Raw genomic sequence first — 17,260 nt, forward strand, 5'->3', positions numbered from 1 at the left:
GCCAGAAATGATGCAGGAGCTGGAGCGGCAGATGCGCCTGACACGTCAGTCTCCCGGCACTCAGGAGGCCGCCTTGCTGGAGCGGTTGGCTCGTCTGATGGTGGACGATGAGGCCCCCTATGACGTGATCATTTTCGATACGGCGCCCACGGGGCATACCCTAAGGCTATTGACTCTGCCCGAGGCCATGGCCGCGTGGACCGACGGGCTGCTGGCCCATAACCGCAAATCCGCCGAGTTGGGCAAGGTGCTGGAGCATCTGACCCCCAAGCGAGGCAGGGACGTGGCGACGCCCTTTGACGACCCCACCCAGGACCCGCTGGAAGACCTGGATGAACGCACCCGCGATGTGGCCAGCACGCTGATCGAGCGCCGCCGCCTGTTTCACCAGGCACGACGACGTATCGAGGATGAAAACGCGTGCAGCTTCTTGTTCGTCATGACCCCCGAGCGGCTGCCGATCCTGGAAACCGATCGTGCGGTGAAAGCACTGGAAGAGGTGCGTATCCCGGTGGCGGGGGTGCTCATCAATCGGGTGATTCCCGCAGACGCCGACGGCGAGTTCCTGGCAGCCAGGCGGCAGCAGGAGGCCACTTATCTGGCGCGCATCGAACAACATTTTCGCCACCTGCCGCGCCCCGTGCTACCCTGGCTGCCGACGGATGTACAAGGTATTGAGGTGCTGGAGCAGTTGGCTGCCCAGCTTGAACAGCAAGGATTTTAATGCGGGTATTGCTGCTTTCCGCCTACGAGGCGGTCAGCCATCGTTACTGGGCAAACAGTTTGATGGCTGAACTGACGGATGTGGAATGGACATTGCTGAGCTTGCCACCGCGCCATTTTGCCTGGCGCATACGCGGTAATCCGCTGAGCTGGTGGTTGAAGGAATACGCTACCCTCAGCCAGCGCTTCGATGTGGTGCTGGCCACCTCCATGGTAGACATGGCTACGCTGGTCGGGCTGTTTCCGCACCTGGGCCAGGCCCGCAAGATCGTCTATTTCCACGAGAACCAGTTTGCCTACCCGGAGTCCAGCGAGCAGGTGCCCCAGGTCGAAGCCAAAATGGTCAATCTCTATGCGGCCCTGGCGGCGGATACCCTGGTATTCAACACCGCCTATAACCGCGACTCCTTTTTTACGGGCGTCAGGCAATTTCTGAAAAAAATGCCCGAGAACCTGCCGGCCGCCGCGCCGCTGGAGCGGCTGAGGCGTTCGGCAAAAGTGCTGCCGGTGCCCTTGCAGCCGCTGGCGCAGGGGCCCGACGTTGCACCGCCACCACGGCGCATCGTCTGGAACCACCGTTGGGAGTACGACAAGAACCCTGAGGACTTCTTTGCGGTGTTGTTCAGGCTGAGTGAGGAGGGCGTGCCTTTCGAGCTTGCCGTCATGGGCCAACGGTTTCGTGACGAGCCCGCCATCTTTGCCGAGGCGCAGGTGCGGCTGGCGCAGCATCTCGTCTGTTGGGGGCCTCAGCCAGAGGAGCAGTATCAGGCGCTGTTGAACGGCGGTGGTATCGTCGTGTCGACCACCTGGCATGAGTTTCAGGGGCTGGCCATCATGGAGGCCGCTCAGCGTGGCGCGTGGCCGCTGGTGCCGGACAGACTCTGCTTTCCGGAACTCTATCCTGACGCCTACCGTTACGATGGAACACGGGAGGGGCTCTATCAGCGCCTTGCCGCGTGGCTACAAGGTGCGGTGGCCGCCCCTGAGCGGCTGGATACGTCGCCTTGGGAGTGGCCCCAGTGGCGCGAGGCGTATCGTCAGTTGTTGGACTGAAGCAGGTCCAGGCGCCTGGTCGGCCAGTGCACCACGGCCGTGTGAGGTCGTATCTTGCTGGTCAGCTCCCTGGGGCGGCCCAAACGTTCAGGTCAGCTCGGTTTTGTCTTTATAGTCGCAAAGATCCTCGATGATACAGCTACCGCAGCGTGGCTTGCGAGCGATACAGGTATAGCGGCCATGCAGGATCAGCCAGTGATGGGCGTCCTGCTTGAAAGCCTTGGGTACATGGCGCAACAGCTTCTGCTCCACTTCGACCACGTCCTTGCCCTTGGCGATGCCCGTTCGGTTGGAGACTCGGAAGATATGCGTGTCCACGGCGATGGTGGGCTGCCCAAAGGCGGTGTTGAGAATGACGTTGGCGGTCTTGCGCCCGACACCCGGCAAGGCTTCCAGCGCCTGGCGGGTTTGCGGCACGTCGCTGCCATGCTGGTTCACCAGAATATGGCAGGTCTTCATCAGGTTTTCAGCCTTGGTGTTGAACAGGCCGATGGTCTTGATGTACTCCTTGAGTCCCTCGATGCCCAGCGCAATGATCGCTTCGGGGGTGTTGGCCACCGGAAACAGTCGGTCGGTGGCTTTGTTGACGCCCACGTCGGTGGCCTGTGCCGAGAGCAGCACCGCAGCCAGCAGCTCGAAGGGGGTGCTCCAGTTCAGCTCGGTGGTGGGGTGCGGATTTTCCGCCTGCAGGCGAGCAAAAATCTCCTGTCGTTTCTGGGCATTCATGAACGTTTCTCCAGACTATTTGATGATGCCAGTGACCCGGACGCGGCGTTCGCTGCGCTCGTGGGTGGGGGCGGGCTGTGCACGGCGCTGGCGCTTGTCGAGTACATTCTTGAGCGCGATCAGCAGGCCCGCAACGAAAAAGGCCCCTGGCGGCAGCATGAAAAACAGAAACTGATAGTCGTCCATCACCGTTATCTGCCACTCGGCGGCCCTGGGGCCCAGCAGCAGATGCATGTTGTGGAACAGCGTCCCCTGGCCCAGCAGCTCTCTGATCGCCCCCAGCAAGACTAGCACCCAGCCGAACCCGAGCCCCATCATGAACCCGTCCAGCGCCGCAGGCAGCACCGGCTGGCGCGAGGCAAACGCATCGGCGCGTCCCAGGATGGCGCAGTTGGTCACGATCAAGGGGATGAAAATGCCCAGAATCTGATAGAGCGAATAGGCAAAGGCAGCCATCAACAGCTCGGCGCAGGTCACGAAGGCGGCAATGATCATCACGAAGGCCGGTAGCCGCACCGCGCTGGGCACCTGATGGCGAATCAACGAGATGGTCGTACTCGCCCCGACCATGACCAGCAGGGTGGCCAGCGCCAGCCCCAGTGCGTTGACCACGCTGGCGCTCACGGCCAGCAGCGGGCAGAGCCCCAGTAGTTGCACCAGGGCAGGGTTGTTGCGCCAGAGCCCTTCCTGGGTCAGCTGTTGCCATGGCGTCATGTCTCGGGCTCCTCGATGGTGATGGGCAAGGGGACCTCATGGGCATAGCGCAGGGCATCGTGAACGGCATCAATGACCGCGCTTGGGGTGATGGTGGCCCCAGTGAAGCCATCGAACGCGCCGCCCTGTTGTCGCACCGCCCAGCTTTCTGGGGGTAGACTGTGACGTGTCAGGCCATCGAAGCGAGTGATCCAGTCGCTGCGCTGGCGTTCGATGGCATCGCCTAGCCCTGGCGTTTCCTGGTGCCGAGTGACCCGAACGCCGCTGATACGGCCCTCATGGTCAATCCCCACCAGCAGGTGAATGGCTCCGCTGTAGCCCTGGTGGGTGATCACCGGCAGGACGACGGCAGCTTCGTCTGCGTGGTGAACATACCAGCCGTGTGTGGGCGTGCGGTGGCCCAGCCGTTCGGGCTCCGGCAGCTCGAAGGTGTCTTCCAGCAGCGATGCCTGTGAGTCCGTGACCAACGAAGCTGGCAGCACTGCCTGCAGCTGGCGATATTGATAGGCCAACTGGTGCTGTTCGATGCGTTCGGCGGTCAGCGCCCGAGTCAATGCTACGCTGCCTGCCGTTACCAGCGCAAAGGTGCCCAGCGCCAGCGCCCCACGCCACATGGCTTGATAGAGCGTCATGGGCGCCTCGCCTGGGGTCGGTGCCCTGTAGGAACAGGAGCGCTGTAAAGATCCAGCAGCGGCACGCACAGGTTCATCAGCAGCACGGCAAAGGCGACGGCATCCGGATAGCCGCCGAAGGTGCGGATGATCATGACCAACAACCCAATGCCGATGCCGAACAACAGCTTGCCGCGCCGACTGGTCGCCGCCGATACCGGGTCTGTGGCAATGAAGAAGGCACCAAACAGGGCAGCCCCCATGGTCAGATGAAATAGCGGAGAGGCGTAGTGGTCGCTGTCCAGGCCGTAGAGCAGTGCCGCTATCAGTGCCATGCTACCCAGCATGGCAACCGGAATATGCCAACTGATCACTCGTTTGAACAACAGCAGTAACCCGCCTGCCAGCCACGCCAGCGCGATCATGCGCCAGGCCTGTACCGTGTCTTCCAGCGCAGCCGCCGCCCAGAACTCATCTGCCCCTGTCAGTCCTTTATGCTTGAAGGCATCCAATGGCGTGGCGCCACTCAGCGCGTCCAGCTCGGCAGCGGAGAGGGTGCCGCTGACCTGGGCCCAGAGTGTCGCCATCGAACCTGCCTGGTGCGGCACTGGCCACAGCGTCATGTAGGTTGGAAACGATACCAGCAGCAGGGCGTAACCCACCATGGCCGGATTGAAGGGGTTGTGCCCCAGCCCTCCATACAGCTGCTTGGCGACCACCACCGCGGCGATGGCCCCCTACCGCCAGCAGCCACCAGGGGCTACCGGGGGGCAGCGAGGCGCCCAGCAGAACGCCCGTCAGCAGGGCACTGCCGTCGGTCAAGGTAGCAACCACGCGGCGACGGCGCAGGGCGAGTATGGCGGCCTCTGCCAGCATGGCAACGCCGGCGGCCACTGCCACGTTGGTCAGCACCCCCAGCCCAAAATAGAAGGTCATGGCCAGTAGCCCCGGCAGGGTTGCCAGGATGACCCAGCGCATGATCGATGCCGAGGAGGGGCAAGGCCCAGCGTCGAGGCCTGGAGCATGCTCATGGTGTCGTGTGCTCCCGTTCGCGGGCCCTGGCATCGGCCAGTCGGGCATCCGCGGCGAGCAGGTTTTCCTGGGCAGTGGCCAGCTGCATCTCCAGATCCTCCTGGGATTGTTGAGGGTCTTCTGCCACGGCGCGGGCCAGCGCCTTCTCGGCTTTTTTGACCGCCGCCCTGGCCGCGGTCTGTGCGATACGCAAGCTGCGCAGGTCAACGGCTGGCAGCTCTGCGTTGCGGGGCTCGGCACCCGATGACGACGGCTGACGCTGCTGGGCAAGCCGCGCCTGGCGGCGAGCCTGCTTCTCCGCCTCTTCTCGGGCCAGCCTGGCCTGGCGGAACTCGAAGCGGTGGCGCGCGTGCTCTGCCTTGGCGGTTTCGATACGCTTCAAACGGATCCGCTGTTTGGCCGTACGGTATTCCGCCACCAGCGGGATATGGCTGGGGCATACGAAACTGCAGGCACCGCATTCGATGCAGTCGAACAGGTGCTGTTTTTCCAGAGCCGCGTCATGGCCACTTTGCGCGTGCCAATGCAGCTGCTGGGGCAGCAGCTGCACCGGGCAGACGGTTTCGCAGGCACCGCAGCGAATACAGGGAGAAGCGTCTGGCGCTGGGGGCAGTTCCTGGCGCGTGGCGGCAATCAGGCAGTTAGTGGTTTTGAGGACCGGAACGTCCAGCGATGCCAGCGATTTCCCCATCATGGGCCCACCCACCACCACTTGATGCAGGGCATCCGGCGCCAGCCCTGCCTGCTCAAGCAGATCCTTTATCGGGGTGCCCAGACGTACCCAGTAGTTGCCTGGCCGTTCGATGGCCTCGCCTGTCAGGGTGACGATGCGCTCGACCATCGGTGTGCCCTCACAGATGGCCTGCTGTGCCGCCAGCAGCGTCCCCGGGTTGTGACACAGAACGCCCACATCCGCTGGCAGGCCGCCGCTGGGCACGTCTCTGCCCAGCAGCTTTTTGATCAGCTGTCGCTCGCCCCCGCTGGGGTAGCGGGTTTCGATCACCTCGAGCGTCACCGGAAGCGGCGATGGCACCTGGGGCAGCGCCGCCTGCAGGGCTTGCCGTGCCTCGGGCTTGTTATCCTCGATACCCACGACGATACGCGACGCGGCACACAGGGTGGCCAAAATTGCCGCGCCTTCCAGCACCTGGGCGGCATAGTGGCGCAGCGTCATGTCGTCGGCGGTGATGTAGGGCTCGCATTCGGCGGCATTGACCACCAGCGTATCGATGGGGTGCTGCAGACTGACCTGCGCTTTGACGTGAGTCGGAAAGCCAGCCCCGCCCAGCCCTGCCAGGCCCTGTCGTCCAGGCGTGCCACCAGCGCTGAAGGCTCCGCCCGCTGCCAGTCGAGCGGGGCCAGCCGCTGCCACTCATCGTCGCCGTCGCCTACGATCGTCACCGACTGAGGGCTGACCTTCACGCACGGTGCCGCTCAGGCTGGCATGCACATTGGCCGATACCAGTCCACCTTTGCGGGCCACCACAGTGCCCACCTTCACGCGCTCGCCTGCGGCCACGCAGGGCAGGGCGGGTTTGCCGACATGCTGATCGAGGGGCAACACCACTTGAGCAGGCAGCGGGGCCGCCCTCAGCGGCGCGGTGAGTGAGCGCCGCTTGCGCTCGGGCGGATAAATGCCGCCGGGAAAATCATGACGGGACATGAGCACTCCCTGGCGTTGCGCGGTCGCTGATAATGGGCTCCCACTGACTCAACGGCTTGCGCCGTGGCAGCATGTCGATGCAGTCCACCGGACAAGGGGCGACGCATAAATCGCAGCCGGTACATTCGTCTTCGATGACCGTGTGCATCTGTTTGGCCGCGCCGATGATGGCATCCACCGGGCAGGCCTGAATGCATTTGGTGCAGCCAATGCACTCGGCTTCGCGGATGAAGGCCACGCGATCTTCGCTGGGGGCTTCGCCATCCAGGGGCGCTGGTTCGCGGCCCAGCAGCTCGGCCAGGGCCACTACCGTGGCGTCTCCGCCGGGCGGGCACTTGTTGATGGCATCGCCCTGGTTGATCGCTTCGGCGTAGGGGCGGCAGCCGGGGTAGCCGCACTGGCCACACTGGGTTTGTGGCAGCAGCGCATCGATCTGCTCCACCAGGGGATTTTCATCCCCCTTGAAGCGCGCGCTGGCCAAACCCAGCAGCGCCCCGAACAGCAGGCCCAGAGTGGTCAATGCGCCCACGGCGCTGGCGACCCCCCACCATGACAATGATTCGCCCATCACGATGCCCCCTGCACCAGGCCGGAAAAGCCCAGAAACGCCAGCGACATCAGGCTGGCGGTCACCATGGCAATGGCGGCGCCCTGGAACGGCTTTGGTATATCGGCACCGGCCAGCCGTTCACGCATGGCGGCGAACAGCACCAGCACCAGCGAGAAACCTGCTGCCGCGCCCAGGCCATAGAGGGTGGTGTGGAAGAAGCTCAGTTCGCGGTTGAGCGACAGCAGCGCCACCCCGAGCACGGCGCAGTTGGTGGTTATCAGGGGCAGGAAAATACCCAGAACTTGATGCAGCAGCGGGCTCAGCTGACGCACCATGATCTCGGTGAACTGTACGACGGCAGCAATGACCACGATAAAACTGATCGTTCGTAGGTAGGTAATGTCCAGCGGTACCAGCAGGCCGTGGTACACCACGTAGCTGGCCGCCGAGGCCAGGGTAAGCACGAAGGTGGTGGCCAACGACATGCCCATGGCCGACTCCAGCTTGTTGGAGACACCCATGAAAGGGCATAAGCCAAGAAACTGGACCAACACGAAATTATTGACCAGCGCGGTGCTGATCAGAATGACAAACAGTTCGTTCATGGCGGCGTATTGTGCGTGGAACTGGCGTCGCTGGCTAGCGGAGATGCAAATCGAACGGCGCGGTGTCTGCCTTGCGCCTTTTCGCTACCCAGCAAAGCGAGAAAGCGAAAGCCCAGCGACAAAGCGCAATGACAAAGCCCAGCGATGAACCATGGGTACACTCAGTTCTGTTGTCGCGATGGACGGCGCTCGATATGGATATAGAGTCGCTGTCATGGTCGCTGAATTTCATCGCCCTAAATAACAAGGGGCAGGCGGTTGGCCATGCCCCTTGAGGCGGTCCGTGCTCTGCGTACGGTGCGCTGGTCAGGTTACCCGCTGACCGGGCTCAGCGCCGGAGTCCGGGGAGAGCAGATAGATACCGTCGTTATTGGCGGACGCCAACACCATACCTTCTGACAGGCCGAAGCGCATTTTTCTCGGGGCCAGGTTGGCGACCATCACGGTCAGTCGTCCTTCCAGCGCTTCTGGAGAGTAGGCGGAGCGAATGCCGGAAAAGACGTTGCGGGTCTCGCCGCCCAGGTCGAGGGTCAGCTGCAGCAGCTTGTCTGCGCCTTCCACGTACTGTGCCTTGGCGATACGCGCAATCCGCAGGTCGACTTTGGCGAAATCGTCGAAGCTGATCTCGGCGGCGATGGGATCCTCGGCCAGCGGGCCTTTGGGCGTATTCTTGAGTTTCTGCTCTTCCACCAGGTCCTCCTTGGAAGCGTCGATCATGGCGTCGATTCTGTCTCGCTCTACCCGAGTCATCAGCGGTTTGAATTTGTTGATAGCGTGGTTCACCAGAACGTTACCACGACTCTCCCAATTCAAAGTGTCAACATTTATAAACTCACGCGCTTGCTCTGCCATGCTCGGCACCACCGGCGCCAGATAGACCATCAGCTGGCGGAACAGGTTGATGCCCACCGAGCAGATTTCCAGCACTTCCTGTTCGCGTCCGTCCTGCTTGGCCAGTGCCCAGGGCGCTTTGTCAGCGATGTAGGTATTGGCTTCATCGGCCAGCTCTATGATCTTGCGCATGGCGCGGCTGAATTCCCGCGCTTCGAAGTCGGCGGCGATATCCTCACCGGCCGAGATGAAGCGGGCAACCATGGCCGGTTCAGCGCAATGTTCGGAGAGCGTTCCGCCGCCGAGCTTTTTGACGAAGCCTGCACAGCGGCTGGCGATGTTCACGACCTTGCCGACCAGATCCGAGTTCACGCGCGCGGCAAAGTCATCGAGGTTCAGGTCGAGGTCGTCGACTTTGGAGGTCAGCTTGGCGGCAAAGTAGTAGCGCAGATACTCGGGGTTGAGGTGCTCGGCATAGGTGGCGGCCTTGATGAAGGTGCCACGGGACTTGGACATCTTGGCACCATCCACGGTCAGGAAGCCGTGACAGTTGACCGCCGTGGGCGTGCGGAACTCTGCCCCATGGAGCATGGCCGGCCAGAACAGGGCGTGGAAGTAGACGATATCCTTGCCGATGAAATGGTAGACCTCCGCGTTGGAGTTCGGCTGCCAGAAGCTGTCGAAGTCGATGCCCTGGCGGTCACACAGGTTCTTGAAGCTGGCCAGGTAGCCGATGGGGGCATCCAGCCAGACGTAGAAATATTTGCCGGGCGCATCCGGGATCTCAAAGCCGAAATAGGGCGCGTCCCGAGAAATGTCCCACTCATTGAAGCCGGATTCGAACCACTCCATCAGCTTGTTGCGAATCTGGGGCTGAACGTGACCGTCGTTGATCCACTGTTGCAAGAACTCGGCGAAGTCCGGCAGCTTGAAGAAGTAGTGGGTCGAGCTACGTACCTCGGGCGTGGCGCCGGAAATGGCGGACACCGGATTGATCAAATCAGCAGGGGTATAAGTAGCGCCGCACTTCTCGCAGTTATCCCCGTACTGATCGTCAGCATGGCATTTGGGGCAGGTGCCCTTGATGAACCGATCCGCCAGGAACAGGCCTTTCTGGGGGTCGTACATCTGCTCGATGTCGCGGGTCGCAATATGGCCCTTGTCGCGCAGGCGTTTGTAGATCAGCTCGCTGTAGTGACGGTTCTCTTCGGAGTGGGTGGAGTGGTAGTTGTCAAAGCCCACGCCAAAGCGAGCAAAGTCTTGCTGATGGTCCTGAGAGACTCTTTCGATCAGCGCTTCCGGGGAGATGCCTTCCTGCTCGGCTCGCAACATGATGGCCGTGCCATGGGCGTCGTCGGCGCATACGTAGTAGCACTGCTGGCCACGGCTTTTCTGAAAACGTACCCAGATGTCGGTCTGGATGTACTCAAGCAGATGACCCAGGTGGATGGCACCGTTGGCATAGGGCAGTGCGCTGGTCACCAGAATGTTGCGTGGAGCAGTGTTGGACATGGTGAAGGTTGATTCCGTCTTGGCAAAACAAATAAATGGAGTGAGATAAACGTGTGTCGCCACCTGGCATGCAGTCAGCGACAACTAGTACAGTGCCTGCTCTTCCTGAACCACTTCGCGCAGCAGTTCCAGAAACAGCTTGTCGGCATCGGAGTGCTCGGCAGGGTCTTCAGGGATGTGCACGCTGGTGGTGTCGGAAATTTCATTGGCAATGCGCGCCATGATGGCGGGGCTGCTTCCTTCCGACAGCTGCTGACGGGCGATGGTCAGCGACTGTTCGAGGATTTTGGGATCCTGAAGAAGCTTGCGAATGAATCCACGCAGTTCGTTGATAATACGAGTTTTTTGGATTTCTGATGCGGACATGGGAGTCTCCTTAAGACCACGCCAGAGCAGGTGCCCTAGCGAGACCAATGAATGCCTTGACCATAGCACTTTTTTGCATGTTGAGCATGCAAAGTCACATGACCTGCCCAACACGACCGATGAGCAACCGGATTACAGGCTCAGCCTGCCAGCCTTATGCTTGACGGGGTTGGCATACTGCTCCAGCCAATAGGGTCGCAGTGCTTCCGGGACCTCGGCAAGCCGCGCCTTGAAGCGTTCGCGGTCCTGGCGGGTGATCGACTTACGTGCCACCAGCTCGGGTGCTTCGCCCAGCGCTTCCAGGGCCAGGTAGTGGCTCGGGAAAAGCCGATAGCCTCCGATGACCTGGCGGTCGATCTCGGCGGCGACTTCATCAGGGGTCTCCATGTCCGAGCCTACCGGGCTGCCAAAGCGCAGCTGAACGCGGCCTTTGGAGCCGGTGATGCCGGAGACGATGGAGCGAATGTCTTCGAATTCGCTTTTGGCATAGCGACCGTGGGTAGCGATGTCGTGCAGCTCCTGGGCTTTTTGCACGTCACAAGGGTCGTATTCATAGCTGATGGAAACGGGCACCAGCTTGAGTTCCGCTACTGCTTCACCAAAGACGATATCGCGCTCGGCAAGCCGTTTGGCCATGATCAGCATCTTGATGATGGCGGGGTCGGTGCGGTCGATGCCGTTCTTGGCGCGACCTTCCCGCTGGGCCATCCAGATGGAGTGGTTGTCGTCGGTGATCGAGTGACGAATGTAGCCTGACAGCTGCTGGTAGGCAGCCAGCATGGCACGTTTGCCCCTGGCGCTGCGCGGCACGATGAAACTCTTGTTCAGGCGCATCAGGTCCGTGACGTAAGGCTTCTTCAGCAGGTTGTCGCCAATCGCGATACGCACGGTATCACGACCCGCCTGGTAGAGCGCATAGTTGACGAACGCCGGGTCCAGCGAAATGTCACGGTGGTTGCCGATGAAGAGATAAGCACTGTGCTCGTCGAGCTTGTCCAGGCCTGAAACGTCAAAAGCCGTCGTGGTGGTGCGTATCATTCGCTCCATGTAACGGGCAATGCGCATCTGAAATTCATGCACGCTGGTCACGCCCTTGACCTCACGACGCACCGCGTGACCAGCCAGCGCCCTGGCCAGTGGCGGTGCCCACTTGGCCATGCGTGGCAGGCGAAATCGGGTCAGCGCATCCAGCAGCTCTGTGTCGTGAGAAAGTCGAGCAATAACTTCAGGAACCTCATGATCCGTATAGGGGCGAATATCGGCCCAAGGGTCACTCGTGGTGTCTGCGTAAGGAGCGTTATTGTGTTGAGTCATGCGATCCGTAACGTGTCAGCAAGTAAGTGATCGATTCACCGAGAAGGTTGGGCGTGCCCATCTTGGGTGCCGGAGAGCGCACTCGGTTCCCGCTCGGTTTCACCGCCCAGCCACGCCATGAGGCGGCGAATGTCCTCGGACAGCGATTGGGCCATCAAAATGAAATCGGTTTCCAGGCGTGCCAGGGCATCGTCGCCATCATCAGCGTGGTCGGCCTCTTCGATCAGCGCATCGCCAAAGCGTAGAGATTTCAGAGCAAGGTCGTCATGCAGCACGAAGCTCAAGCGGCCCTCTATCTGCATGGCCAGCTTGCTGGCCTGACGGCCGCTTTCGAGCAGCTGCTGTATTTCGTCGCTATCCAGGTCCACCTGGCGGGCGCGCAGTACGCCGTCATCGCCTTTCGCCTTCAGCTCTACCTGGTCGCCCAGCTGCAGGTCGGCGGGGCGGCTGGCGGGGTCACCCAGCCAGGTCGTCATGGCGCGTATCGGCAACGTCTGGCTGCTGAGCGGCGTTGCCTTGAGGCTGCCCAGGGTTTCCCGCAGCAGGTCCAGCACGTCTTCGGCGCGGGTGCGCGAGCTGGCATTGATGCCAATCAGCTGATGCTGGGTGTCCCACCAGAGGTCGATTTTCTGGCTGCGCACGAAGGCGCGAGGCATCAGCTCTTCGGTGACCTGCTCCTTGAGAGCCGTCTTTTCCTTGCGCGTCACCTTGCGTCCTTCGCTGGCTTCGATGTCGGCGACTTTCTCATCGACCTCTTCCTTGACCACCGAGGCAGGCAGCAGACGTTCCTGGCGCAGTGCCGACAGCAGCCGATGTCCCTGGATCTCGTGCAGGCGCTGCCCGCCGCCCAGACGGCCTGCGGGCGCGGTCCAGCCTAGTCGGCGAGCATCCGCATTGCCCAATGGCTTGGCGGCGTGTTCATCCAGCGCGTTGGCCAGGGTGTGGCTGTCGAGCTCGGGCGCGCCGTGCAGGCGATATAGATGCAGGTGCTTGAACCACATGTCACCAATCCTGTTTAAAAGGTGGCACATTATGTCGAAAGCAGGCCTTTCCTGCCAGCACTCTGGTGTGCCGTCATGCTGTTGCACAAGTTTTAAACTTGTGTTTGATTTGCGTGGGGCATGTTGCCTGTCACTGGCAGGTGCCTGCGCCTGCTGATCACTGTCATCAATAAAAGAGGTTGTCATGTCTGAAGCGATTTCCAGCGTTACCATGCGCGTGCGGGGCTACCACCTGGACGGCTATGGCCACGTCAACAATGCGCGCTACCTGGAGTTCATGGAGGAGGGGCGCTGGGCATTTTTCGATGAGCACCCGCAATTGATGAAGCAGCTGCATCAGGCGAAGCGGGCGTTCGTCGTGGTGAATCTGAATATCGATTACCGTGCGGCAGCCTTGCAAGGGGACGATCTCACGGTGCAGACCGGCATCATCGACGTGAGTGAGCGCAGCGCGCTTTGCCATCACCGCATCGTGCGTCAGGATGGCAGCGTGGTCGCCCAAGCGGATCTGACCTTCGTGCTGCTGGACATGCAGCAAAATCGCGCGGCGACCATCGAGGGCGACGTGCGTGAAGCGCTCATGGGGCTACAGGTCGGCAAAGAGGCCTTTTTGGCTTAAATAGCAATGGAGGTGTCACCGACTGCCCTTGATGCGTATGCAGTGGTATGATGTGAGCGACTCTGCGCGCCGCCTTGCTGGTTAGCTAAAGGCGGCATTTTCAAGCGCTTTCAACTCTCGCAGTGCCAATGCAGTGCAAAGGATCTGACTTTCATGGGTGACATCGCCAGAGAAATCTTGCCCGTCAATATTGAAGACGAGCTCAAGCAGTCGTACCTCGACTATGCGATGAGTGTCATTATTGGTCGTGCGCTCCCCGATGTGCGCGACGGCCTCAAGCCGGTTCATCGCCGTGTGCTGTTTGCCATGCATGAGCTGGGGAATGACTGGAACAAACCGTACAAGAAGTCGGCGCGTGTCGTCGGCGATGTCATCGGTAAGTACCACCCCCACGGTGACAGTGCGGTGTATGACACCATCGTTCGCATGGCACAGCACTTCTCCATGCGTCACGTGCTGGTCGATGGTCAGGGTAACTTTGGTTCCATCGACGGCGATAACGCGGCTGCCATGCGTTACACCGAGGTGCGCATGGCGCGCCTGGCCCACGAGCTGCTGGCGGATCTCGAAAAAGATACTGTCGATTGGGTCGATAACTACGACGGCACCGAACGTATCCCCGAAGTGCTGCCCACCAAAGTGCCGAACCTGCTGATCAACGGCTCCTCGGGCATTGCCGTGGGCATGGCCACCAATATTCCTCCCCATAACATGCGGGAAGTGATCGATGGCTGCCTGGCGCTGATCGACGACTACACCCTGACCGTCGATGACCTCATGCAGTACATCCCCGGGCCTGATTTCCCCACCGGCGGCATCATCAATGGTCGTGCCGGTATCCTGGATGCCTACCGCACCGGGCGTGGACGCATCTACGTGCGCGCTTGTCACACCATCGAACACGATGACAAGACCGGGCGTGATCACATCATCGTCACCGAACTGCCGTATCAGGTGAACAAGGCGCGGTTGATCGAGAAGATCGCCGAGCTGGTCAAAGAGAAAAAGATCGAGGGCATTGCCGAACTGCGCGACGAGTCCGACAAGGATGGCTTGCGTGTGGTGATCGAAGTCAAGCGCGGTGAGTCTGGCGAGGTCGTGGTCAATAACCTGTTTGCCCAGACCCAGCTTCAGAACGTCTTCGGTATCAACATGGTGGCGCTGGAAAATGGCCAGCCGCACACACTCAATCTGAAAGAGATGCTCGAGGCGTTCATCCGCCATCGTCGGGAAGTCGTCACGCGGCGTACCCTGTTCGAACTCAAGAAAGCGCGTGAGCGCGGCCATCTGCTGGAAGGCCTAGCCGTCGCCATCTCGAACATCGATGAAGTCATCGAGCTGATCAAGGCATCGCCCAATGCCGCCGAAGCCCGCGAAAAGCTGCTGGACAAGGTATGGCAGCCGGGCCAGGTGACGGCCATGCTGGAGCGTGCCGGAGCCACTTCCTGCAAGCCCGAAGACCTGGATGAAGGGTTTGGACTGAATCCCTCGGCCACCGAGTATCGCCTTTCGCCTGCTCAGGCTCAGGCGATTCTGGAACTGCGTCTGCACCGCTTGACCGGCCTCGAAACCGAAAAGCTGCTGGATGAGTACCTGTCGATTCTCGAAAAGATTGCCGAGTTCACAGAAATTCTTGCCTCTGCCGACCGCCTCATGGAGGTGATTCGGGAAGAGCTGCATGCGGTGCGCGACCAGTTCGGCGACGACCGTCGCACGGAAATTCAGGCCAGCCACCTGGACCTGTCCATCGAAGACCTGATTGCCGAAGAGGACATGGTGGTCACGGTGTCGCGTTCGGGCTACGCCAAGACGCAGCCGCTTTCGGACTATCAGGCCCAGCGTCGGGGTGGTCGCGGCAAGTCCGCCACGGCCATGAAGGACGAGGACGTCATCGAGCATCTGCTGGTTGCCTCGACCCATGACACGGTGCTGCTGTTCTCCAACCGTGGCAAGGTGTATTGGCTGAAGGTGTACGAGATGCCCAACGCCAGCCGTGGTTCACGCGGCAAGCCGTTGGTGAACATGCTGCCGCTGGAAGAGGGCGAGTCGGTCAACGCCATCCTGCCTGTGCGTGACTACGACCCCGAACACTACATTTTCTTCGCCACCGCCAACGGTACCGTCAAGCGCACCAGTCTCGAGCAGTTCTCTCGCCCGCGCAGCGTGGGCTTGATTGCCATCGATCTGGAAGAGGGCGACCGCCTGGTGGGGGCTGCGATTACCTCGGGCAGCGACCACGTCATGCTGCTCTCTTCCAATGGCAAGGCGATTCGTTTCGAGGAAGGCAACGTGCGCGCCATGGGCCGTACCGCTCGCGGTGTGCGCGGCATGCGCCTGCTGGACGACGCGGAAGTGATCAGCCTGATCATTCCCAAGAGCCAGCAAATCGATGCTGAAGCGGACGCCGATGCCGAGCAGGAAGCCTCGGCAGATGCCGCCGAGCTGGCGCAGAGCGATGGTCAGATCTACATCCTCACCGCCAGTGTGAAGGGCTATGGCAAGCGCACGCGCCTCGAAGAGTTCCCGCTGCGTGGTCGCGGTGGGCAGGGTGTGATTGCCATGCAGACCAGTGAGCGCAACGGCGCCCTGGTGGCGGCCATGCAAGTGTATGACAGCGATGAAATGATGCTGATCACCGACCGTGGCACCCTGGTGCGTACGCGGGTGGAAGAAGTGTCGATCACGTCGCGTAATACCCAGGGCGTGATGCTGATTCGCCTGGGCAAAGAAGAGCAGCTGGTGAAAACCGTGCGTGTCGATGAGCCCGAAGATACGGGAGCGCCCGAGGCGGTCGAGCCAGACGAACAAGACAATGGCGCACAGGAACCGGGAACCGATGACACGTCATTATAATTTTTGCGCAGGGCCCGCGGCCCTGCCTGTTGCCGTACTGGAGCGTGCTCGCAGTGAGCTGCTCGACTATCAGGGGCGCGGTTTGTCGGTGATGGAAATGAGTCATCGCAGCGATGAGTTCATTGCCATTGCCGAGCAGGCAGAAGCCGATCTGCGGTCTCTGCTGGCCATCCCTGATCAGTACAAGGTGCTGTTTCTTCAGGGCGGTGCCAGCATGCAGTTTGCCATGCTCCCCATGAACCTGCTGGGTGGGGGCGGTAGTGCCAACTTCATCCAGACGGGCATTTGGGGCAAGAAGGCGCTGAGCGAAGCCAAGCGACTCGGTTTTGCCTGCCATGTGGCGGGCAGCAGCGAGTCCAATGGACATCTGGCGGTGCCTGACGAAGCCTCCCTGTCGCTCAGCAGCGACGCGGCCTACCTGCATTACACCTCCAATGAAACCATTGGAGGGCTTGAGTTCGACTACGTGCCAGACGTCACCCGTGCCGATGGCAGCGACGTGCCCCTGGTCTGCGACATGTCCTCCAATATCCTGTCGGGGCCTGTCGATGTCAGCGACTTCGGGGTGATTTATGCCGGGGCGCAGAAGAACATCGGTCCGGCGGGATTGACCATCGTGATCGTCCGCGATGATCTGCTGGGCAAGGCGCCTGCAAGCGTCCCTTCGCTGTTCGACTACCAGATGCTGGCTGACGCAGGCTCGATGGTGAATACCCCGCCTACCTACGCCTGGTACCTCTCGGGCCTGGTGTTTCAGTGGTTGAAAAACGACATTGGCGGGCTGGACGCCATGGACCGCATGAACCAGCGCAAGGCGCAAAAACTTTACGCGGCCATCGATGGCAGTGACTTCTACAGCAATCCTATCGCCACAGCCAATCGGTCGCGCATGAACGTGCCGTTCGTGCTGGCGGATGACCGGCTGGATGGTGCCTTCCTCAAGGAGGCCGACGAGGCCGGACTGCTGAATCTCAAGGGTCACCGCAGCGTCGGCGGCATGCGTGCCAGCTTGTATAACGCGGTGCCGGAAGATGCGGTGGATGCGTTAATTGCCTTCATGGCAGATTTCGAACAACGAAGAGGCTAA

General features: G+C 61.1%; 17 protein-coding genes and 1 pseudogene. 5 read left to right on the forward strand and 13 right to left on the reverse strand.

Features of this window, described 5'->3' with window-relative positions; translation table 11 throughout:
- A partial coding sequence (locus B7L71_RS01380; protein ID WP_081135418.1) for an ArsA family ATPase occupies positions 1–724 on the forward strand: 724 nt, incomplete at its 5' end.
- The gene (locus tag B7L71_RS01385; protein ID WP_081135420.1) at positions 724–1,776 is read left to right on the forward strand and encodes a tRNA-queuosine alpha-mannosyltransferase domain-containing protein; all 1,053 of its coding nucleotides are present in this window, start codon (positions 724–726) and stop codon (positions 1,774–1,776) included. The genes B7L71_RS01380 and B7L71_RS01385, both read left to right, overlap by 1 nt.
- Before the next feature lie 87 nt (positions 1,777–1,863).
- Here the strand turns inward: B7L71_RS01385 and nth are convergent, their stop codons facing one another.
- From nth to B7L71_RS01440, 13 genes and pseudogenes are all read right to left on the reverse strand, one after another.
- Positions 1,864–2,502: an endonuclease III gene (nth, locus tag B7L71_RS01390; protein WP_081135423.1), complete on the reverse strand. Its 639-nt coding sequence runs from the start codon at positions 2,500–2,502 to the stop codon at positions 1,864–1,866.
- A gap of 15 nt (positions 2,503–2,517) precedes the next feature.
- Positions 2,518–3,216, reverse strand: coding sequence for an electron transport complex subunit E (locus B7L71_RS01395; protein ID WP_081135426.1), 699 nt, complete (start codon positions 3,214–3,216; stop codon positions 2,518–2,520).
- Complete coding sequence (locus B7L71_RS01400) at positions 3,213–3,848, reverse strand: RnfABCDGE type electron transport complex subunit G (RefSeq protein WP_081135428.1); 636 nt, start codon at positions 3,846–3,848, stop codon at positions 3,213–3,215. The genes B7L71_RS01395 and B7L71_RS01400 overlap by 4 nt, the downstream gene beginning before the upstream one ends.
- Entirely contained in the window at positions 3,845–4,549 is a 705-nt protein-coding gene (locus B7L71_RS01405; protein ID WP_446497334.1) for an RnfABCDGE type electron transport complex subunit D, read from the reverse strand. Before B7L71_RS01405 ends, B7L71_RS01400 begins: the two co-directional genes overlap by 4 nt.
- A gap of 70 nt (positions 4,550–4,619) precedes the next feature.
- A pseudogene (locus tag B7L71_RS17935) lies at positions 4,620–4,907 on the reverse strand (RnfABCDGE type electron transport complex subunit D); the annotation flags it as partial.
- Positions 4,855–6,231 carry an electron transport complex subunit RsxC gene (gene rsxC / locus B7L71_RS01410; protein ID WP_446497335.1) on the reverse strand — a complete coding sequence of 459 codons (1,377 nt, stop codon included), beginning with the start codon at positions 6,229–6,231 and terminating at the stop codon, positions 4,855–4,857. The pseudogene B7L71_RS17935 and the gene rsxC, both read right to left, overlap by 53 nt.
- Positions 6,232–6,522 carry a hypothetical protein gene (locus tag B7L71_RS17940; protein ID WP_446497336.1) on the reverse strand — a complete coding sequence of 97 codons (291 nt, stop codon included), beginning with the start codon at positions 6,520–6,522 and terminating at the stop codon, positions 6,232–6,234.
- Entirely contained in the window at positions 6,509–7,090 is a 582-nt protein-coding gene (rsxB, locus tag B7L71_RS01415; protein WP_039178126.1) for an electron transport complex subunit RsxB, read from the reverse strand. Before rsxB ends, B7L71_RS17940 begins: the two co-directional genes overlap by 14 nt.
- A complete protein-coding gene (rsxA, locus tag B7L71_RS01420) occupies positions 7,090–7,677 on the reverse strand; it encodes an electron transport complex subunit RsxA (protein ID WP_016913743.1) in 588 nt (195 codons plus the stop codon). Before rsxA ends, rsxB begins: the two co-directional genes overlap by 1 nt.
- A 306-nt stretch (positions 7,678–7,983) precedes the next feature.
- A complete protein-coding gene (gene metG / locus B7L71_RS01425; protein WP_081135431.1) occupies positions 7,984–10,020 on the reverse strand; it encodes a methionine--tRNA ligase in 2,037 nt (678 codons plus the stop codon).
- Positions 10,021–10,104: 84 nt separating this feature from the next.
- On the reverse strand, positions 10,105–10,386 hold the full coding sequence (locus B7L71_RS01430; protein ID WP_039178116.1) for a hypothetical protein: 282 nt from the start codon (positions 10,384–10,386) through the stop codon (positions 10,105–10,107).
- Positions 10,387–10,518: 132 nt separating this feature from the next.
- Positions 10,519–11,700 (reverse strand): 1-acyl-sn-glycerol-3-phosphate acyltransferase, encoded by a 1,182-nt coding sequence (locus tag B7L71_RS01435; RefSeq protein WP_081135434.1) that lies wholly within the window; start codon positions 11,698–11,700, stop codon positions 10,519–10,521.
- A gap of 35 nt (positions 11,701–11,735) precedes the next feature.
- Entirely contained in the window at positions 11,736–12,701 is a 966-nt protein-coding gene (locus B7L71_RS01440; protein ID WP_016913748.1) for a recombination-associated protein RdgC, read from the reverse strand.
- A 184-nt stretch (positions 12,702–12,885) separates the two neighbouring features.
- On the opposite strand from B7L71_RS01440, the gene B7L71_RS01445 reads away from it, so the two are divergent.
- The 3 genes from B7L71_RS01445 to serC all read left to right on the forward strand — a co-directional run bounded on the left by B7L71_RS01445 (position 12,886) and on the right by serC (position 17,260).
- Positions 12,886–13,320 carry an acyl-CoA thioesterase gene (locus B7L71_RS01445; RefSeq protein ID WP_081135436.1) on the forward strand — a complete coding sequence of 145 codons (435 nt, stop codon included), beginning with the start codon at positions 12,886–12,888 and terminating at the stop codon, positions 13,318–13,320.
- Between the two features lie 153 nt (positions 13,321–13,473).
- Positions 13,474–16,173, forward strand: a complete 2,700-nt coding sequence (gene gyrA, locus B7L71_RS01450) for a DNA gyrase subunit A (RefSeq protein WP_081135438.1) — start codon at positions 13,474–13,476, stop codon at positions 16,171–16,173.
- Positions 16,157–17,260, forward strand: coding sequence for a 3-phosphoserine/phosphohydroxythreonine transaminase (gene serC / locus B7L71_RS01455; RefSeq protein ID WP_081135440.1), 1,104 nt, complete (start codon positions 16,157–16,159; stop codon positions 17,258–17,260). The genes gyrA and serC overlap by 17 nt, the downstream gene beginning before the upstream one ends.

It is taken from the genome of Halomonas sp. BC2 (assembly GCF_002078115.1).
Classification (GTDB): Bacteria; Pseudomonadota; Gammaproteobacteria; order Pseudomonadales; family Halomonadaceae; genus Vreelandella; species Vreelandella stevensii.